This is a genomic window from Pseudomonas sp. B34(2017), assembly GCF_002112915.1.
Lineage (GTDB): Bacteria > Pseudomonadota > Gammaproteobacteria > Pseudomonadales > Pseudomonadaceae > Aquipseudomonas > Aquipseudomonas pharyngis.
Genome location: NZ_NEJA01000005.1, coordinates 521105 through 541104, shown reverse-complemented (window position 1 = coordinate 541104; position 20000 = coordinate 521105). Strand labels below are relative to the sequence as shown.

The 20000-nt window shown below is 60.7% G+C and carries 18 protein-coding genes; 13 read left to right on the top strand and 5 right to left on the bottom strand.

Features of this window, described 5'->3' with window-relative positions; translation table 11 throughout:
• Positions 1 to 2: 2 nt before the first annotated feature.
• Together CAF80_RS19025 and CAF80_RS19020 are read right to left on the bottom strand one after the other, a co-directional pair.
• Entirely contained in the window at positions 3 to 818 is an 816-nt protein-coding gene (locus CAF80_RS19025) for an ABC transporter ATP-binding protein (RefSeq protein WP_064592661.1), read from the bottom strand.
• Complete coding sequence (locus CAF80_RS19020; RefSeq protein ID WP_085667640.1) at positions 815 to 2413, bottom strand: ABC transporter permease; 1599 nt, start codon at positions 2411 to 2413, stop codon at positions 815 to 817. The genes CAF80_RS19025 and CAF80_RS19020 overlap by 4 nt, the downstream gene beginning before the upstream one ends.
• A gap of 309 nt (positions 2414 to 2722) precedes the next feature.
• On the opposite strand from CAF80_RS19020, the gene CAF80_RS19015 reads away from it, so the two are divergent.
• A complete protein-coding gene (locus tag CAF80_RS19015) occupies positions 2723 to 3736 on the top strand; it encodes an ABC transporter substrate-binding protein (protein WP_085667641.1) in 1014 nt (337 codons plus the stop codon).
• Between the two features lie 39 nt (positions 3737 to 3775).
• Here the strand turns inward: CAF80_RS19015 and CAF80_RS19010 are convergent, their stop codons facing one another.
• Positions 3776 to 4696: a LysR family transcriptional regulator gene (locus CAF80_RS19010; RefSeq protein ID WP_041475105.1), complete on the bottom strand. Its 921-nt coding sequence runs from the start codon at positions 4694 to 4696 to the stop codon at positions 3776 to 3778.
• Between the two features lie 180 nt (positions 4697 to 4876).
• Here CAF80_RS19010 and CAF80_RS19005 point away from each other — a divergent pair, with 180 nt between their 5' ends.
• Entirely contained in the window at positions 4877 to 5797 is a 921-nt protein-coding gene (locus CAF80_RS19005) for a TauD/TfdA family dioxygenase (protein ID WP_085667642.1), read from the top strand.
• A 136-nt stretch (positions 5798 to 5933) separates the two neighbouring features.
• On the opposite strand, the gene CAF80_RS19000 is transcribed toward CAF80_RS19005, so the two are convergent.
• A complete protein-coding gene (locus tag CAF80_RS19000) occupies positions 5934 to 7544 on the bottom strand; it encodes an alkaline phosphatase family protein (RefSeq protein ID WP_085667643.1) in 1611 nt (536 codons plus the stop codon).
• Positions 7545 to 7645: 101 nt separating this feature from the next.
• Positions 7646 to 8590: a LysR family transcriptional regulator gene (locus CAF80_RS18995; RefSeq protein ID WP_039764502.1), complete on the bottom strand. Its 945-nt coding sequence runs from the start codon at positions 8588 to 8590 to the stop codon at positions 7646 to 7648.
• A 165-nt stretch (positions 8591 to 8755) separates the two neighbouring features.
• On the opposite strand from CAF80_RS18995, the gene CAF80_RS18990 reads away from it, so the two are divergent.
• The 11 genes from CAF80_RS18990 to CAF80_RS18940 all read left to right on the top strand — a co-directional run bounded on the left by CAF80_RS18990 (position 8756) and on the right by CAF80_RS18940 (position 19970).
• Positions 8756 to 11116, top strand: coding sequence for a TonB-dependent receptor (locus tag CAF80_RS18990; protein ID WP_085647925.1), 2361 nt, complete (start codon positions 8756 to 8758; stop codon positions 11114 to 11116).
• A gap of 23 nt (positions 11117 to 11139) precedes the next feature.
• Positions 11140 to 12483, top strand: a complete 1344-nt coding sequence (locus tag CAF80_RS18985) for an aryl-sulfate sulfotransferase (RefSeq protein WP_074689408.1) — start codon at positions 11140 to 11142, stop codon at positions 12481 to 12483.
• Positions 12484 to 12664: 181 nt separating this feature from the next.
• On the top strand, positions 12665 to 12991 hold the full coding sequence (locus CAF80_RS18980) for a hypothetical protein (protein WP_039764506.1): 327 nt from the start codon (positions 12665 to 12667) through the stop codon (positions 12989 to 12991).
• A 379-nt stretch (positions 12992 to 13370) separates the two neighbouring features.
• Positions 13371 to 14192, top strand: coding sequence for an energy transducer TonB (locus CAF80_RS18975; protein WP_039764508.1), 822 nt, complete (start codon positions 13371 to 13373; stop codon positions 14190 to 14192).
• A gap of 45 nt (positions 14193 to 14237) precedes the next feature.
• Positions 14238 to 14963, top strand: a complete 726-nt coding sequence (locus CAF80_RS18970) for a MotA/TolQ/ExbB proton channel family protein (RefSeq protein ID WP_085667644.1) — start codon at positions 14238 to 14240, stop codon at positions 14961 to 14963.
• 1 nt (position 14964) lies between these two features.
• Positions 14965 to 15366, top strand: coding sequence for a biopolymer transporter ExbD (locus CAF80_RS18965; protein ID WP_003220570.1), 402 nt, complete (start codon positions 14965 to 14967; stop codon positions 15364 to 15366).
• Between the two features lie 169 nt (positions 15367 to 15535).
• Complete coding sequence (locus tag CAF80_RS18960; RefSeq protein WP_007952774.1) at positions 15536 to 16117, top strand: alpha/beta hydrolase; 582 nt, start codon at positions 15536 to 15538, stop codon at positions 16115 to 16117.
• Positions 16118 to 16170: 53 nt separating this feature from the next.
• Positions 16171 to 17103: a sigma 54-interacting transcriptional regulator gene (locus tag CAF80_RS18955; protein WP_039764514.1), complete on the top strand. Its 933-nt coding sequence runs from the start codon at positions 16171 to 16173 to the stop codon at positions 17101 to 17103.
• A 164-nt stretch (positions 17104 to 17267) separates the two neighbouring features.
• A complete protein-coding gene (locus CAF80_RS18950; RefSeq protein ID WP_011331930.1) occupies positions 17268 to 18065 on the top strand; it encodes a MetQ/NlpA family ABC transporter substrate-binding protein in 798 nt (265 codons plus the stop codon).
• 599 nt (positions 18066 to 18664) lie between these two features.
• Entirely contained in the window at positions 18665 to 19330 is a 666-nt protein-coding gene (locus CAF80_RS18945) for an amino acid ABC transporter permease (RefSeq protein ID WP_074689410.1), read from the top strand.
• Positions 19311 to 19970 (top strand): amino acid ABC transporter permease, encoded by a 660-nt coding sequence (locus CAF80_RS18940; RefSeq protein ID WP_007952770.1) that lies wholly within the window; start codon positions 19311 to 19313, stop codon positions 19968 to 19970. The genes CAF80_RS18945 and CAF80_RS18940 overlap by 20 nt, the downstream gene beginning before the upstream one ends.
• The last annotated feature ends 30 nt before the right edge of the window (positions 19971 to 20000 follow it).

Sequence of the window (20000 nt, the reverse complement as noted above, 5' to 3'; positions counted from 1 at the left end):
GTTCAGCAGGCAATGAACGACAGCGGCAGATCGCGGATCTGTACCGGTGCGCTCGGTTGGTAATGATCGTCACTGGTCAGCTCGTGCAGCAGTTCTTCGCGCAGCTGATGGAAGTCGAAACTGCTGCGCTGGCGCGGATGGGGCAGGGCGATGTCCACCACCCGCTTGATCCGGCCGGGGCGCGGTTCCATGACTACCACGCGGTCGGCGAGGAAGATCGCTTCCTCGACATCGTGGGTGACCAGAATCGTGGTGATCTTTGCCCGCTCGCGAATCGCCAGCAGCTCGTCCTGCATCTGCTGGCGGGTGAGCGCGTCGAGGGCACCGAAGGGTTCGTCGAGCAGCAGGATTCGTGGGCTGGCCACCAGACCGCGAGCAATCGCCACGCGCTGGGCCATGCCGCCGGAGAGTTGATGCGGGTAGGCGCGGGTGAAGTCGCGCAGGCCCACCAGCTCGATGAAATCGTTGATGCGTTGCTGCTTCTCGGAGGCAGCCAGCGGCTCGTTGACCAGGCCCAGGCCGATGTTGTCGGCCACCGTCAGCCATGGGAACAAACGGTGCTCCTGAAACACGATGCCGCGCTCGCCGCCGATACCGCTGACGGCTTTGCCGTCGACGCTGATCTGCCCGCGAAACTGCGTATCGAGGCCCACCAGCAAACGCAGCAAGGTGGATTTGCCGCAGCCGCTGGAGCCGACGATGGCGACGAATTCGCCCTCGGCGATGTCGAGGTTGAATTCGCGAATCGCCTCCAGTTCGAAACCGTCGACGTCAAAAGATTTGCCTACATGGTTGAAGCTGACAATCGGTGCGTTCATGCGTGTCTCCAGCGGGTGGCGCGGATTTCCAGGCGTTGGCCAATGAGGTTGAGCAGGGCGCCGGTGAGGCCGACCAGCAGCATCCCGGCCATGATCAGGTCCATGCGCAGCAGTTGTTGGGCGCCGATCATCTGGCTGCCGATGCCGCCGTTGGACGGCATGAAATATTCGGCGCCGATGGTGCCGAGCCAGGCGTAGATCAGGCTCAGGCGCAGGCCGGCGAAAATCCCCGGCGCGGCGCCCGGCAGGACCAGTCGGCGCAGGCGCTGAGTGAGGCTCAGGCGCAGCACTTGCGCGGCTTCGTTGAGTTGCGGTGAGAGGTTGGCGACGCTGCGTTGAGTTGCGACAAACAACGGAAAGAAAGCGGCGAGGGCGACGAACACCCATTTCGCCAGTTCACCCAGACCGAACCACGCGGTGAGCAGCGGCACCCAGGCGAAAATCGCGATCTGGCGCAGGGCGGCGAGGGTCGGGCCGAGCACGCGTTCGCTGGTGCGCGACAGACCCAGCAACAAACCCAGCACGAGGCCGAGGCCGCCGCCAATCAGCAAGCCGCCGAGGGTGCGGCCCAGGCTCAGGGCCATGCCGGAGATCAACGTGCCGTCGAGCAATCCGTTTTTCGTCGCCTCAAGCACCACCCACGGGCTGACCAGAATGTTGGCATCGATCCATTGCTGGTCGACCGCCAATTGCCACAACGCAAACAGCGCCAGTGGCAGCAGCCATGGCTGCACGCGCTGCCAGCCTTCGTAGCGTGGGCCGCGACGAATTTCCGCCGTGGCCGGGTGCGGCCAGTGCACCAGTTTTCTGTCCAGCAGACCGATGCCGCGATCCATCGCCACGCCGATCAGGCCGATCACCACGATGCACACGAAGACGATGTCGAGCATGAACAGCTGTCGCGCCCAGACCATCAGGTAACCGATGCCTTCGCTGGAGGCCAGCAGCTCGACGGCGAGCAACGAAGTCCAGCCAGCGGCCAGTGCCAGGCGTACGCCGGCCATGAACGCTGGCAGCGCGGCGGGCAGCACCAGTCGGCGGATCAACAGTCGTGGAGGCAAACGTAAAACAGCGGCGGCTTCGCGCAGCTTGGGTTGCGCATCGCGCACGCCGACCAGCGTATGCAAGGTCACCGGAACCACGATGGCCTTGACCAGCACCACCAGTTTCAGCGTTTCGCCGATGCCGAAAAACACCATGAACAACGGAATCCACGCCAGCGTCGGCACCTGGGCCAGGCCGGCGAACGTCGGGAAGATCAGACGTTCGAGGCGACGGCTGAAGCCCAGCGCCGCACCGAGCACTGCGCCGGCGCTAACACCCGCCAGCAGTCCCCAGAACAACCGTTGCAGGCTGATCCACAAATGACTCCACAACTCGCCCTGGGACAATTCGATCGCGCTGCTCCACACCAGTGACGGCGCGGGCAGGATCTGTTCGCTCATCCATTGATTGCGCGCCGCCAGCCACCACAGGGCGAACAGGGAGAGGGGCAGCAGCCACGGCAGCACACGCTGGCCAAGGCTTGGCCATGAGCGCAGTGCTTTCAGCGGTGGTGCGGGTAGCGGCAGGCTGAGCAGGGATTGTCGGGCCATGGTGACCTCCGTTGTCGGGTTGCAGGCAGGCCTGCCTTCATGGAAGTGCGGTATGCAAATTTGATATATAAAAATTCAATTCAATGCTATTGGGAGATAAGCCAGACCATTTAAGGCCTCCAGCCCATGCGCATCCAATGCATTCGGAGAATATTTTCGATGCTCTGCATGCATATCGATCTACAGGCCCTGTGGACTCTGGCTTAGCGTTTAAAGCTATAAAAATGTGCTTTTTAAGTATTTAAACGTTGATACGGAATGTGCCTACTTTCGGCTCCTCAATGCCCGCCGTGATCAGGAGCCGCACCCATGAACCTTCCCTTCAAACGTGTCATCAGTCTGTTTGCCGCGCCGGCGCTGGCGGGGCTGCTGGCGTTCTCTGCCCAGGCCGACGAGCTCAAGGAAATCAGGATTGCCGTGCCTGATCTGAGCGCCGGTACCCAGCACAGCGGCGGGGGCATCGTGGACGTGCTGCGCGATCAGCAGATCTTCGAAAAGGCCTTCGCCGATCAAGGCATCAAGATTCAGTGGAGCTTCTTCAAGGGCGCTGGACCGGTGATCAACGAAGCGTTCGCCAATGGCCAAGTGGATCTGGCCTATCTCGGAGATCTGGCGGCCATCATCGGCAAGTCCAACGGTCTGGATACGCGCCTGCTCAGCGCCAGCGCCCGGGGTGTGAAGCAATACCTCGGCGTCGTGCCGGGTTCGGGGATCAAGACGCTGCAGGATCTCAAAGGCAAGCGCGTGGCAATCTTCCGCGGCACTGCGACCCAGTTGTCGTTCGATGCGGCGCTGGCCAGCGTGGGCCTGAGCGAGAAGGACGTGAAGGTGATCAACCTCGATTTCAACGCAGCGGTAGCGGCGCTTGCGGCGAAGCAGATCGATGCGTCATGGGGCAGCTCCGGGCTGACCGCGTTGCAGGCCAAAGGCCTGGCCGAGTTGCCTCTGAATACCAAGGATCTCGGTGGCGCCGGCAGTGTGCAGTCGGTGCTGGTGGGGACTGGCAAGTTTGTCGATGGGCATCCGGAAGCCGTGGCAAAACTGCTCAAGGCGCAGCAGCAGGCGGTGGATTGGTTGACGCAAGACAGCAACAAGGACGCCTATGTGCAACTCGTCTCGGGGCTGGCGAGCTATCCGCCGGTGATCCTGACCCAGGATCTGAAGGATCAGAACCTGAGCGAAGTGTTCCCTTCGACACTGGATCCGCTGTTCCTTCAGAACCTGCAGGGCAAGGTGGATCTGGCTGCGCAGCAGAAGCTGATCCGCAAGCCGTTCAAGGTGAACGAGTGGGTCGCGCCTGAGCTGGCGGCTGCGAAGCTCTGAGTCATGCGGTCATTCCCGCGCAGAGCGTGGGAATGACCCTCAAACCGCGACGCTGATCGCCTGTTTATCCACCGCCACCAACGTCTCGATCATCGCCCGCGCCGCCGGTGAAAGCCGGAATCCCGTGCGGCTGACGATCCCGCACCGCGCATTCATGCTCTCCAGGTTCTGCGGCAGATTGCGCCAGTGCAGCAGCGCCAGCGAGCCCTGGGCAATGTCCTCGACAAACGCCTCTTCAGTACCGACGCCGATCGCGTTGGATTGCAGCACCACTTTCACCAGCGCCGGAAAGTGCTCGGTCTCGATGGTCGGCGAAAAGTCGATCCGTCCGCTGAGATTCGCCAGCAGTTTGCGAATGCCCGGCGGGATCAGCGTGGTCGCCAGCGGATAATCGAACATGTCGTTGGTCGACAGGCTTTCCTTGGCCAGCAGCGGATGCCCCGGCCGGCAGAAGAACACCCCGCGCTTGGGCGTCAGCGGCTGGGTCTGGAAGTTCGGGTCGGACTCGAAATGGCGGATGTCGGCAATGAAGAATTCGATCTCTTCGCGGCTCAGGGCGCGGCTGAGTTTTTCCCAGTTATCCACCTGAAAACAGGTGCGCACTTTCGGGTGTGCATTGATGAATTGCGCCACCGCGTCCGGCACCAGTTTCACCGCTGGCGCCGGGCCGCAACCGAAGTGCAGTTCGCCGGCGTCGAGCTTGGTCATCTGCGTCACCTCGGCGCTGAGCAACGCCGCGCCTTGCACCAGGGTCAGGGCGTGTTGCAGCACCACCTGGCCTTCGGGCGTGGGGCGCAGATCCTTGTTGCCGCGATCCACCAGCACGCAGCCGAACTCCTGCTCCAGCCCTTGAATGCTGCGGCTGAACGCCGGTTGAGTGATGCCCATGGCGTCGGCCGCGCGGACAAAACTGCGGTGTTCGTTGAGGGCGATGAAGTAGCGCAACTGGCGAAGATCCATATGCTTTTCCGGCATCCTAAAAATAGCTCGAAGGCATTTGCGACGAGGTTGCTTGAGGTTTTAAATGCAAGCTCTTATTCCGTCAACGAAGCATGTGAATATCTATTAGATGTAAATGGAATATAGATAGAGCGTTGTTTCGCTGCCGTCCAACCGCAAGCAGTCGATGAGGGTCTACCCATGAGCAATGCCGCACTCGCTGTAAAACCCGCTGTCCACACGCTGGACATTCATCCGGTGGCCGGCCGTATCGGCGCCGAAATCCGTGGCGTGCAGCTGTCCGGTGAGCTGGATGCCGCGACGGTTGAAGCCATTCAACAGGCGCTGATCCAGTACAAGGTGGTGTTCTTCCGTGAGCAGACCCAGCTCGACGATCAACGTCAGGAAGCCTTTGCGCACCTGCTCGGCGAGCCCGTGGCGCATCCGACCGCGCCGTCCCGCGAGGGTACCCGTTACCTGCTGGAACTGGACGGCGCCGAAGGGCAGCGCGCCAACTCGTGGCACACCGACGTGACCTTCGTCGATGCCTACCCGAAAGCCTCGATCCTGCGCTCGGTGGTGGCCCCGGCGTTCGGCGGCGACACCCTCTGGGCGAACACCGCGACCGCGTACAACGAACTGCCGACTGAATTGCGTGAGCTGGCAGACAAACTGGTGGCCGTGCACAGCAACGAATACGACTACGCCGCCGTGAAGCCGGACGTGTCGGCGGAGAAGCTCGAGCGCTATCGCAAGATCTTCACCTCGACCGTTTATGAGACTGAACATCCGGTGGTTCGTGTACACCCGATCAGCGGCGAAAAGAGCTTGCTGCTGGGGCATTTCGTCAAACGCATCAAGGGCTATTCCCAAGCCGATTCGGCGCACCTGTTCGGCTTGCTGCAAAGTCATGTGATCCGTCAGGAGAACGTCGTGCGCTGGCGCTGGAAGGCCGGTGACGTGGCGATCTGGGATAACCGCTCGACCCAGCATTACGCGATTGATGATTACGGCACTCAGGATCGTGTGGTGCGTCGGGTGACGCTCAAGGGTGAAGTGCCGGTCGGGGCGAATGGGCAGCGTAGCCAGACCATCAAAGGCGCTGAAATCGTCGGCGTTTGAATGATCGTTCCCACGCTCTGCGTGGGAATGCAGCCCGGGACGCTCCGCGTCCCAAAGCGGACGCAGAGCGTCCATTGAGGCGTTCCCACGCGGAGCGTGGGAACGATCAGCACCTCGGCGGGGGGAGCGATCACTGTCACCAAACGCCGATCTGCACCATCTTCTCGGTCTCCGGCTCCCCATAACGAAACCGCTGCCCGCGCAAATCAATCTCCTGATGACTGATGGTCGTGCGCCGCTTCAACCCGCGCACCCATTCGAACAGATACCCCGCATGCTCCTCGCGCACCGCCGCATACGCCGGGTCCGCGCCCAGATCCTGCAGCTCCTGCGGGTCATTCAACAGATCGAAAAGCTGCGGCCGGAAGCCGTCATACGCCAGGTATTTCCAGCGCTCGCTGCGCACCATGGTCATGCGGCAACGGTCGATCGGCTGGCCCAGTCGCTCCCGTGCCGGGGCCTGGAAGGCGTAGTCGTATTCGCTGATCGCATAGCGGCGCCAGTCGGGGTTTTCACCGTGCAGCAGCGGAATCAGCGAGCGACCTTCCAGGCGATGCTCGGCGCCCGTCACGCCCAGCGCTTCGAGAAAGGTCGGCACGCCGTCGATGGTTTCCGCCAGGCGTTCGTCCACCGTGCCCCGTGTGATGTCCGCCGCCGCACGCGGGTCGCGCACGATCAATGGAACGCCCACCGCCTGCTCCAGCAAAAACTCCTTCTCACCCAGCCAGTGATCGCCCAGGAAGTCGCCGTGATCGCTGGTGAACACGATCAGCGTGTCCTCCCAGCGGCCGTTGCTTTGCAGGAAATCGAACAGCCGCCCCAACTGATCATCGACCTGTTTGACCAGGCCCATGTACGTCGGGATCACGTTCAGTCGTACCAGATCTTTGGAGAAATTCAGGCTTTCCTCATGCTGGCGAAAGGCCTGATAGACCGGGTGGTCGCTTGGAGAGGCATTACGTACCGGTTCGAGAATCGATTTCGTACTGTACAAAGTGTGGTACGGCGCCGGTACGATGTAGGGCCAGTGGGGTTTGATATAGGACAGGTGTAAAAACCACGGTTTTTCACCTTGCTCACCGATGAAGTCGATGGCTCGATTTGTAGTGTAGACAGTCTCTGAATGTTGCTCGGGAATTCGCGCCGGCAAATGGGCATTGCGCATTTTCCAGCCGCTGAGGATTTCTCCGTTGTCCCCTTCGGCCGCGTTGGCCCAGTCATGCCAGGGGTTACGCCCTTCGAAACCCTGCGCGCGCAGGTAGTGGGTGTATGGCGCGGATTCGCGTTTGTCATCGAACAGCGGGTCGTCGGGAAAGATGCCGTCGTGACGAAAGTACGGCTCGAAGCCGACTTCGTTCAGCACTTCGGCCTGGGCGCTTTCAGGGTTGATCGCCAGCCGCTGCAAGGCATCCACGTTGGCCGTGGCGTGGGTCTTGCCGACCAGCGCGGTACGAATACCGTGGGGGCGCAGGTAGTCGCCGATGGTCAACTCTTCCAGCGGCAGCGGCACGGCGTTCCACGCCACTTGGTGGCTGCTGACATAGCGCCCGGTGTAGGCCGACATCCGCGACGGTCCGCAAATCGTGCCTTGGGTGTAGGCACGGCTAAAGCGCACGCCGGCCGCAGCCAGGCGATCGATGTTTGGCGTGTGCAGGTGCGGGTGGCCGTAGCAGGACAGGTAATCGCGGCGCAGTTGATCGCACATGATGTACAGCACGTTGCGCACGGGGTTTTGCGGGTTGGACATGGGGTTCACCAGTCAGGAAGACAGGCGAGGTTTTTCGCTTTCGGCGAGGGTGTTCGGCAAGTGCATTCGGGGAATGCTTGCCATGCATGAAACGCATGGGCTCAGACGGCGAGGTTCGCCAGTGAACACACTTCTTCATCCACCGCATCAATCGCCTTGATCTGCTCGATCATCGCCTCGGCCAACGGTGACAACCGATATCCGGCGCGGCTGACGATTCCATAACGGGTGTAAAGCTCCTCCAGATCATCCGCCAACCCTTCGACCTTCAAGCACACCAGCTCACCCCGGGCTTGATGCAGTGCATCCGAATAGGCACCGACGATGCCGATCGCATCGGAGCGCAGCACCACGCCGAGCAGGCTGGCGCTGTTCTCGCACTCTACGTTCGGGACGAAATCCGGGCGGCCACTGAGGTCGACGATGACCTTGCGCAGGTTTGGCGGACGAATGCTGACGGCCAGTGGATAACTCATCAATTGCTCGGCCGTGACCCGATCCGATGCGGCCAGCGGATGCCCGGCGCGGCAGCAGAAATGCCATTTGCGCGGTCGCAACCGGTGGGTCAGATAATCCGGATCTGCCTCGAAGTGCCGAGTATCGGCAACGAAGAATTCGAACTCCTCGCTCAGCAGTCTTTTGCTCAGGCTCTGCCAGTCATCGACCTGGTAATGCACCCGCGCTTTCGGGTAGCGGCCGATGAAGCTGCCGATCGCTCGCGGGATTAATCCCGCCGCCGGCGCCGGGCCGCAACCGAAGCGTAACTCTCCGGCCTCCAGCCCGTTGAACTGGCTGATCTCGTTGGCCATCTGCTGCGCACCGCTGACCAGCCGCCGCGCATGTTCAAGCAGCACCTGGCCCTGTTTGGTCGGCGGTAATTCCTTGCGTCCGCGATCCACCAACTGGCAACCGACGCTGTGCTCCAGCGCCTGAATGCTGCGGCTGAACGCCGACTGCGACAGGTTCACCGCCTGCGCGCCGGCGACGAAGCTGCGTTGTTCGGCAAGGGCGATGAAGTGTCTGAGCTGGCGCAAGTCGATATGCATTTTTCACATAAAAAATATCCGGGAAATGCATTGGATATGCATTAGGTCGACTCCTTATAAAGGCAATCTCTTATGCAGTAAATCTTTGTAAAAACATAAATAAATAACTTAAAAGAATATGCGGCACGGAAGATGTCTGCGTGTTTTTTGACCAGGAGCAGCCCCATGAGTCCGTTGAACCTCGCTTCACCGCCGCCGCCACGACGGCTCAAACGCCTGCCTCTGGCCCTGTTGCTGGCGGGGAGTGCCAGCTGGACCCACGGCTACGCTGCGGAAACGGAAACCCCTGTGCCGGCACCGGCAGGCAAGACCGCGACCGCCACTTCGCAACTGGAAACCGTGACCGTCACCACCCGCCGTCGCGAAGAAAGTTCTCAGGACGTGCCGACACCCATGAGCGTGGTCAGCGGCCAGACTCTGGAGACGCAGCGGGTCTACCGGATTCAGGATCTGCAGCAACTGGTGCCCAGCGTCAACGTCGCCTACATGCATGCGCGCCAGTCCAGCGTGTCGATCCGGGGCCTGGGCAACAACCCGGCCAGCGATGGTCTGGAAGGCAGCGTCGGGCTGTACATCGACAACGTTTATCTGGGTCGCCCGGGGATGGCGGTGTTCGATCTGATGGACATCGAGCAGCTGGAAGTCCTGCGCGGGCCGCAGGGGACGTTGTTCGGCAAGAACACCACCGCCGGCGTGATCAACATCAGCACCCGCGCGCCGAGTTTCACCCCGGAGCGCAGCATCGAAACGTCGGTCGGCGAGGACGGTTATTTCCAGACCAAGGGCACGCTTTCCGGGCCGCTCAACGATCAGTTGGCCGGACGCATCTCTGCCTATCGCACCCGCAGCGACGGTGACATCAAGAACGAATTCAACGGCCATGATCTGAACGGCGGCTCCCGCGACGGCTTCCGGGCGCAACTGCTGTTCAAGCCCAACGAGAATTTCAACCTGCGCTGGATCGGTGACTACAACGAAGAGGATTCCAGCGCCGGCACCCGCGTGCTGTACAACACCGGGCCGACCATCAATGGCGTCAATCTCTACTCGGCCCGCGCCGCCGCTGCCGGCGCGACACTGGTCAACGGCTCGCACCGCAAGGTCAATCTGGACAACGACCAGCACGTCACCGTGCATCAGGGCGGCACATCGGTGGAGGCCAACTGGACCCTGCCGAGCGACTTCACCCTGACCTCGGTCAGCTCCTACCGCTTCTGGAATTTCACCCCGCGCAACGACGATGGCCTCAATGTGCCGGCCACCTACAACGCCGGGGTGTCGGTGGAGGACAAACAGTATTCCCAGGAATTTCGTCTGGCGTCGCCCAAGGGCGAGTTCTTCGATTACGTCCTCGGTGCTTATTACTTCGGCTCGGATCTGGACAACAAATCCTTCGCCTATTACGGCCCGCAGGCAGACATCTGGAACGGCACGCCACGGGGTGCGCTGGCCAACGTCAACAGCGTCGGTCGTGGCCACATCAAGACCGACAGCTTCGCGCTGTTCGCCCAAGGCACCTGGCACCTGACACCGCGACTGGATTTCACCGCCGGGGTGCGTGGCACCTATGAAGAGAAGAACGCCTGGGTCAATCGTGACGCGCCGGTCGGTGGCGCCGCTGTCACGGGTGCCGCAGCCACTGCGCGACGCGGCCGCACCGGTGCCTACGATTCCGGCGACCTGAATCAGTACAGCTCCAGCCCGTCCGGATTGCTCAACCTCAGCTATCGCTTCACCGATGACCTGCTCGGCTACGCCACTTTGTCTCACGGCGAAAAATCCGGTGGGGTCAACCTCGTGGTCGGCTCGGCCCCGACCGCTGGCGCCGACTCGCTGCTGATCGGCACCGAGCGCGCCAACAACGCTGAACTCGGCTTCAAGAGCACGCTGTGGGATCGCCGTTTGCAGCTCAACGCCAACGTGTTCTGGACTCAGGTCAACGCTTACCAGACCAACGCCTACGACGACGTCAACCGTGTGCAATACCTGACCAACGCCGGCTCGGTGCGCTCGCGCGGGGTGGAATTCGAAAGCACCTTGATCCCGCTGCGCGGCCTGACGCTGAACTTCAACGGCTCGTACAACGACGTCAGCTATCTCTCCTACAAGGACGCGCCGTGCCCGCCTGAAGTCAGCCAGGCACCGGGTGCTCCGGCCTCGTGCGACCTCAGCGGCCATCAGGTGGTCGGCGCCTCGAAATGGATCGGCAACGCCAACGGCAAGTACGAATGGAATCTGGATAACGGTCTGCAACCTTACGTCACCGGCAGCTACGCGTTCCGCTCCAAAGCGGTGGGCACGGTCGAAGATTCCGACTACGGCCAGATCCCGAGTTACGCGGTGGTCAATCTCTCCACCGGCCTGCGCGGCGATTTCAATCAGGGTCAGTGGGACGTCTCGCTGTGGCTGAAAAACGCCTTCGACAAAACCTACTACACAACCCTGTGGACCGGCGGCAACGGAGGCTATGAAGGCCTGCTCGGTACGCCGCGCACCCTCGGCGTCACCGGTCGCTACGACTTCTGATCGATCCTTCAAGGAGCTGCATCATGTTGCGCATCAAAACCGCTTTACCGGTGTTGTTGTCCGGCGCAGTGCTCAGTGCCGGGGCGCTCGCCGCGCCGAGCGTTTATCCCACCGGCGTCACCCGATACGACCCGGCCAAGGCCTTCAATCAGTATGTGATCTTCAGCGGTGCCGACAAGCAGACGCACCTGATCGACATGAACGGCAACGAGGTGAAGAGCTGGCCGCAGTCGGGTTTCCCGTCGGCGATCATCGACCCGCAACTGGTCGGTGGCGAGCGTGGCCATGTGTTGTTGCAACTGAGCGAAAAGGATCCGGGCAAGCTCGGTTCCGCTGGCAATGGCCTCGGCAATCAGAGCGTCGGCGAGCTGGACTGGAATGGCAAAGTCGTCTGGCAGTGGGGCGACAAGGCCCCCGGTGGGGCGGCGCAACAGCATCACGATCAGCGTCGCCTGAGCAACGGCAACACCGTGGTGCTGGCGAACAAGGTGCACAAGGTCAAAGGCTTCAAGGTGCCCGAGGTGATCGACGATGTGATCTATGAAGTCAGCCCCGCCGGCGAGGTGAAATGGCAGTGGCTGGCGTCGGATCACTTGAACGAATTCGGCTTCACCGCCGAGCAGTTGAAGCTGGTTCGCGCCAGTGAAAATCCGGATTACCTGCACATCAACAACCTCAGCCTGGTCGGGCCGAACAAGTGGTTCGATGCCGGCGACAAGCGCTTCAATCCGGACAACCTGCTGATCGATTCGCGCAACGCGAACTTCATCGCGATCATCGACAAACACAGCGGCAAGGTGGTCTGGCGCCTGGGGCCGAATCTGCCGTTGGCCAATCCGAAAACCGCGCAGAAAATTCCGCGCCCGGTAGACCAGTTCGTCGGTCAGCATGACGCGCACATCATCCCCGCCGGACTGCCCGGCGCGGGCAATCTGCTGGTGTTCGACAACCAGGGTTCGGCGGGTTACCCGAACGTCACGCTGGGGCTGATTTCCGGTTCGCGGGTGCTGGAGATCGACCCGGTGAAAAATGAAATCGTCTGGCAGTACAGCGCCGCCAATTCAAAGCAGCCGGGGTGGGCGTTTTACAGCTCGTTCATCAGCAGCGCGCGGCGCTTGCCCAACGGCAATACGCTGATCGATGAAGGCATGAACGGGCGGTTTTTCCAGGTGACGGCCAGTGGTGAAAACGTCTGGGAATACGTCAGCCCTTATTTGGGCAAGGCACCGGGCAGCGACGCGATCAGCAACTGGGTCTATCGGGCCCTTCCTGTGAGTTATGACTGGGTGCCGGCAGAAACGCCGCGCTCGGAAACGGCAGTGATTGCGCCGGCCATTGGTGTGCAACAAACCAATGCCAGTCGTTAGTTATTAAGAGTCTTCCGAATCGAAATAAGTTATGAGCGACATGAATAGTGCATATAGCAATTTCGTTGAAAAGTCGCGTGGACAATAAATGAATGTCCAACCATCCTGAGTGTCGTGAGTTTCCAGGAGGAAACTTGCTCTCATCGGAAGACACTTATCCAACGATAAAGGAAATCTCGTTATGTCGAGCATTAATGGCACTTATGTAAATGCCAACTCTGGCGCCAAGCTGGTTATCACCGACGGTAATGATTCCAATGGTAGCTTCAGCGGCACCCTCAGCCAGGGTGGCGTGAATTACGACATCCGTTACGGGAACTACCACTTCCAGAACAGCACCGGCAACCCGACTACAATCGCGGTACTGGCTCAGAACGGAAATAGTGGGTATCAGACCTGGACGCTGTTTTCGCCTGATCACAACTACGCAAAACTCCGGGCTACCGGCTCCCGCGTGAACTTCGATGGTGAAGTTGTGAACTTGGGTGGTGAGTTTCTGAAGCAATAAGAAATTCCGCAAATCGAAGGCCGATGCATTAAACATGCATCGGCCTTTTTGTTTGTCCTTTAAAAAGTTTGTCAACTATCACCTTGGAATTAGTTGTCACTGAATCCCGGGTCACCGATAACCCGATGCCTTGGATGAATACTTTTTATGCCGGGAAAGCATGTCGATTTTGGCGAATCGCTGGAAGCCTTGCAGGCCGTGGCTTTGGCGGAAATGACCGTTTCATATATTCCATAAACGTCTATTCATAACATGAAAGATTACTTTCGGAGATAAGCGTCTAGCCCAATGATTGACCCATCGATCACGCCGTGGGGGATTCAACAAGCGGCGAATCGGCTACGCGAAAAAACGCAAAGAGACCGCAGGGAGTAAATCAATGGGCAATGTCCAGACCGCCGCCAGCGCACAGGAGGTGCTGTGGCGCCAGGCGCCGAGCGGCGAGTTGGTCGATCTCGGCCGGCCCCATCGCGTGCCGTTGGGGCAGCTGCGTTTGCAGCGCGCGCCCAAGGGCATTCTGAGCCGCCGCGAAACGATTCTGCTCGGCGTTCTGGCGCTGGTGGTGCACGGCGCGGTGATCTACTGGATCAACCAGCATCCGACGCCGGCGCTGCCGATCGTGCCGCCGGAAATTCCGCCGATGACCATCGAGTTTTCGCGCCCGGCGCCACCGGCACCACCTGTAGTTGTGCCGCCGCCACCGGCACCGGTGGTCGAGCCTCCGCCGCCGGTGGAAGACGAATTGGCAACCAAGCCGCCACCGAAGCCGAAGCCGATTGCCAAACCGAAACCGGTCGCCAAACCCGTACCGAAACCAGCGCCAAAAGCCGTCGAGCAACCACCGGCGCCGCCACAACCGGCCGCCCCGGCCGCCCCGGTCGCCGCGCCCGCGCCACCTGCACCACCAGCGCCTGCTCCGGTGACGCCGGCCTCGGCCAACGCCGCGTACCTGAAGAACCCGGCGCCGGAATATCCGTCGCTGGCCCAGCGTCGCGGTTGGGAAGGCACGGTGTTGCTGCGGGTACACGTGTTGGCCAGCGGCAAACCGGGCGAGATCCAGATTCAGAAAAGCAGTGGCCGGCAACAACTCGACGACGCGGCGCTGGACGCCGTGAAGCGCTGGAGCTTCGTGCCGGCCAAGCAGGGTGATGTCGCCCAGGACGGCTGGGTCAGCGTACCCATCGATTTCAAGATTCATTAAACCGAAACCAATTTCGCGCTAAACGTTTACACGAGGGAACACATCATGACGTTACTGGCATCTCCACTGGAATCCATCGAAAGCGCGGTGATCTGGCTGCTGGTGGTCTTCTCTGTCGCCACTTGGGGCCTGGCATTGCTCAAGGCTGTGCAGTTCGGCCGGTTGAAGGCGCAGGACCGCAAATTTCACAAGCGCTTCTGGGCGGCGTCGAGTCTGGACTCCGCCGCCGAGTTGAGCGAAACCCAGCCCGGCGCGGCAGCGCGGGTGGCACAGGCCGGTTATGCGGCGATACAAGTGGGCGAGGCGCCGCAGGCCAATGACCTGAGCCAGGCGATCAACCATCAAGATCGCCTCGAACGTGCCTTGCGCCAGCAGATCGTCCGCGAGCGTCGTTCGCTGGAGACCGGTCTGGCAGTGGTCGCGAGTATTGGCAGCACCTCGCCGTTCATTGGTCTGTTCGGTACGGTGTGGGGAATCATGGAAGCGTTGAAAGGCATCAGCGCGGCGGGTTCGGCGAGCCTGGAAACGGTCGCCGGTCCCATCGGTGCAGCTCTGGTCGCCACCGGTGTGGGGATCGCGGTCGCGGTGCCGGCGGTGCTGGTTTACAACTACTTTTTGCGTCGTCTGAAACTGACGGCGGCGGACCTGGACGACTTTGCCCACGACTTCTACAGCCTGGCGCAAAAAAGCTCGTTCCGCGTGCTGATCCACCCGACCGCGCACAAGGCTGCGGCCCACGGCAACGCAACAAAAGTGAAGGAGGCGTCCTGATATGGCCTTCTCCACGCAAGACAGCGACGAGGTGCTGAGCGAGATCAATGTGACGCCGCTGGTGGACGTGATGCTGGTGCTGCTGGTGGTGTTCATCGTCACCGCGCCGCTTTTGACCAACGCAATACCGATCAACCTGCCGAAGACCGAAGCAGTGGCGCCGGTCGAGCAGAAAGACCCGTTGGTGGTGAGCATCGACGGTGCGGGAAAACTGTTTATCAACAAGGACGAAATCCAGCCGGATCTGCTGGAATTCAACCTCAAATCGGCCAAGGCCAAGGACCCGGAAGTGCGCGTGCAATTGCAGGCGGACGACGGGGTGAATTACGGCGAAGTGGCGCGAGCCATGGCTTCGATTGAGCGGGCGGGCATCACCAAGCTGTCGGTGATCACTGCACGATAAGGGTTTCACGTTTTTCCGGGGCCGTCTCCTTGGCAGGGTGCGGCCCCTTTTTTTGCCCAATGCTTGATATTCTTTTCGGGTATTAATAAATAGCTTCTTATTCCTTAACGAATATAAATCCCGTCCCTATACTCGTTCAGGAACAGACACGACGCAGGAGAGCTCCCCCATGCGCAACGAATCAATCCGTTATCTGATTGTGCCGGGCTGGCAAGGATCGCCAGAAGATCATTGGCAAACCCACTGGCAGAACAGCCTGCCCAACAGCGCGCGGGTGGAGCAGGCCGACTGGCTGACGCCGCGTCGTGAAGACTGGGTCGCGGCGCTGGCCGAGGCGATTGCCGCCGACAGCTCGCCGGTGATTCTGATCGCGCACAGCCTGGGTTGCATCACCGTGGCGCACTGGGCGGCCACCGCGCCGCTGCATCACTTGCGTCAGGTGCGCGGGGCGCTGCTGGTTGCGCCGGCGGATGTCGAGCGTCCGGCCTGCGTGCCGGCGCTGCGCAATTTCGCGCCGATCCCGACCGATCTGCTGCCCTTCCCGAGCCAGGTCGTCAGCTCCGACAACGACGCCGCCGTCAGTGCGCCGCGTGCGCTGGAACTGGCGCGCAACTGGGGCGCCGAGGCGGGGATTCTCGCGGGCGCCGGCCATATCAACGTGAAGTCCGGGCATCAACGCTGGGAGCAGGGATTCGCTTATCTGTATCGCCTGCAAAACCGCATGGAACACCACGCCCGGCGCCGTGCCTGACCACTTTTTTTTCAACGCCCCCGTCTCCCGGCGATTTGGGGCGGGAGTCTGCCATGAGTTTTGAAACCTTCGGCCAGCCGTTGCTGACCTTTCCCGATGCGGAAAAAAGTCCCCTGAGCATTCGCGCCAAGGCGCTGGTGTTCGTCGATCCACGCTCGCGCCAGTTGCGCGAGGAAATGGCCCAACTCGCACCGCGCTCGATCTCGGTGTTGATTCGCGGCGAGACCGGCACCGGCAAGGAATTGCTCGCCCGCCACATTCACCGTGCCAGTGATCGCAGCGGCTTGTTTGTCTCGGTCAACTGCGGCGCCATCAGCCCGACCTACGCCGATGCCGAATTGTTCGGCTACGCCGCCGGCAGCTACAGCGGATCGGCCAGCAGTCGCGCCGGCTGGTTCGGCTCGGCCAACGGCGGCACCTTGTACCTGGACGAGATCGGCGACCTGCCGCTGCCGATCCAGATCAAATTGCTTTCCGCCCTGGAAAACCACGAAGTCACCCGCGTCGGTGCGCATCAACCGAGCCCGGTGGACGTACGGCTGGTCGCCGCGACCAGCATCGATCTGGCGCAAGCGGTGGCGGCGGGGAAATTCCACGAGCGTCTTTATCACTATCTCAGCGAAGGGCATCTGGAACTGCCGGCATTGCGTGCGCGGGTCGGCGATATTCTGTCGTTGGCCGAGTACTTCCTCGGCATCTACAGCCAGCGCCTGGATCTGCCGGTGCCTTTGATCAGCGAAGCGGCGCAACAGGTGCTCGAGCAACACAGCTGGCCGGGCAACACTCGGGAGCTGGAAAACGTCATTCATTTTGCGTTGCTGGTGAGCACCGGCGACGAAATCCTGCCGGAGCACCTGAACCTGCCCGAGGTGTCTGGGCCGCAGGTTCAGATCGAGCGTCAGGTGGCGAGCGTGAGCCTCAACGGCACCGTCGACGAACGTAAGGCATTGAAAGAATTGCTGTTGAGCCTGAGCGAGGCGTTGTAACCATTTTGTTCAACATGAACAAAATGGAATATGAAGCTGAATAAACGTTATTGTCCGGGAATAAAAAATCCCGGTATTGTCCGCTTCACGCCAGCAGTAGCACATCGCTGGCACACGTATTAATGCCGTCGTCGATGACGACCGATTTTCGATAAGGACACTGCATGAAAAAGGTTCTGTTGTTTACCGCATTGGCGGCTGCTCTGACTGCTTCCCTGGCCCAGGCCGGCGAGAAACTGGTGGTGGCCGCGACGCCGGTGCCGCACGCCGAGATCCTCGAGCTGATCAAGCCGACCCTCGCCAAAGAAGGCGTGGATCTGGAAATCAAGGTCTTCACCGACTACGTACAGCCGAACGTACAGGTTGGCGAGAAGCGTCTGGACGCCAACTACTTCCAGACCAAGCCTTACCTGGACAGCTTCAACGCCGGCAAATACAAGGACGACAAGGCCAAGTACCTGGTGACCGTGCAAGGCGTGCACGTTGAACCGTTCGGTGGCTACTCGAGCAAGTACAAGACCCTGGCTGAACTGCCGGACGGCGCTACCATCGCCATTCCGAACGAAGGCAGCAACAGCGGTCGCGCTCTGATCCTGCTGCAGAAGGCTGGCCTGATCGAACTGAAAGATCCGAAGAACGCCCTGGCCACGCCGAAAGACATCGCCAAGAACCCGCACAACTTCAAGTTCAAGGAACTGGAGTCGGCCCTGCTGCCGCGTGTTCTGAAAGAAGTCGACCTGGACATGATCAACACCAACTACGCGCTGGAAGCCAAGTTGAACCCGACCAAGGACGCCCTGGTGATCGAAGGCGCGGATTCGCCTTACGTGAACTTCCTGGTCGCCCGTGAAGACAACAAGAACAGCGACGCCATCAAGAAACTGGCCGCTGCCCTGACCAGCCCTGAAGTCAAAGCGTTCATCGAGAAGAAGTACAACGGCGCGGTACTGCCGGCGTTCTGATCCGACGCAACAGCAACCCCCTTCAAGGTTGAAAAAAAACGCCGATGACCAGCGATGGTCATCGGCGTTTTTGTGTGTGCGTTTGCGATGATCGTTCCCACGCTCTGCGTGGGAATGCCTCATCGGACGCTCTGCGTTCGGCTCTTGATGGGACGCGGAGCGTCCCGGGCTGCATTCCCACGCGGACAGTTCGACGCCTCGACGTGGGAACGATCGAAGTGGGGGCTACGCAGCGCTGGTTTTCAGCGCCCTGCGCAAAGCCACCAGCCATTTCACGAAATCCTGCGGGTCCGGTCGCTGCGGCACTTTTACGTCCATGTTCTCTTCCTTGTTATGGGTTTGGCCGGGGGAGTCTGGCCAAAAGCTGTTCGTCCTTGGAGGGCTTTCATGAAAAAAAGATCCGTCCTACAGCGAAAGGAAAAATAGCCTTCTTATTCTGTCGGGGCAAACCCGCAGGATAGTTTTTTGCGTGATATCAATATGCTTTAACGGTATTTAAATTCTTCTTCTTATGCCTTTAAAGTCGGTGCCTGCCGGACAGTTACCCGCTGTCCATGGACTGCACCACCGTCGCTTACCGAGCGGCGTCAGGATGTTTCATGACCTTCGATTACGCATTTATCCTCAGCACCCTGCCGGCGTTTCTCAAGGCCGTGGGCGTGACGCTGCAGGTCGGTTTGATCGCCATTGGCACCTCGCTGCTGGTGGCGTTGCTCAATGCGACGATTCTGGTATTCCGCACGCCTTACCTGCAAAAGCTGGTCGGCCTGTATGTGGAGCTGGCGCGCAACACACCGCTGCTGATCCAGCTGTTCTTCGTCTACTTCGCGTTGCCGGCCCTGGGAATCAAGGTTTCGGGATTCAGCGCCGCGATCATCACCATGACGTTTCTCGGCGGCGCCTACCTCACTGAAGTGCTGCGCGCCGGCGTCGATGCGGTGCCCCAGGCGCAGCTTGAGTCCGGTCGCTCCATCGGTTTGTCCCACGGCCAGTTGCTGCGCTACGTGATCCTGCCGCAGGCGGGAATCCTCAGCCTGCCGTCGCTGTTCGCCAATTTCATTTTTCTGCTCAAGGAGACCACCGTGGTCTCGGCCGTGGCGGTGCCGGAAATTCTTTACACCACCAAGAGCTACATCGCGCTCTACTACAAGACCTACGAAATGCTCGCCGTGCTGACGCTGATCTGCGTGCTGCTGTTCCTGCCGCTGTCGCTGCTGTTGAGCCGTCTGGAAAGGAGGCTCCAGCATGGCCAGTTCGGGTCTTGAACTGCTCTGGGTGTCGTTGCCGCAACTGGCCAAAGGCGCCGGGCAAACCCTGTCGATCTCGTTCCTCAGTATCGCCATCAGCACCGTCGGCGGCGTGCTCTACGGCGTGCTGCGCACGCTCAACGTGACGTGGCTGAACGCGCTGCTGCGGATCTATCTGGAGCTGTTCCGGGCGATCCCGGTGCTGGTCTGGTTGTACCTGCTGTTTTTCGGCCTGCCGATTTTCTTCGGTCTGAGCCTGCCGAGCTTCTGGTGTGCGGTGTTGGTGCTGTCGCTGTGGGGCGCCAGCGAGGTTGGCGAAGTGGCGCGCGGTGCGTTGCATTCGTTGCCGCGCGGGCAGCGTGAAGCGGGGCTGTCGATCGGGCTGAACGCGGCGCAGCTCTACGGCTATGTGCTGCTGCCCCAGGCGCTGAAACGCATGACACCTCCGACCATCAACGTCTACACGCGGATCATCAAGACCAGTTCGCTGGCGGTGCTGATTGGCGTGGTGGATGTGATCAAGGTCGGTCAGCAGATCATCGAGCGCACCTACGAATCGGTGCTGATCTACGGCGCGCTGTTTCTGTTTTTCTTTTTTATCTGCTACCCGCTGTCGGCCGCTTCGCGCGTGCTGGAGCGGCGCTGGACGCAAGCATGAGCGCATTGATCGAGTTTCAGGGTTTCAACA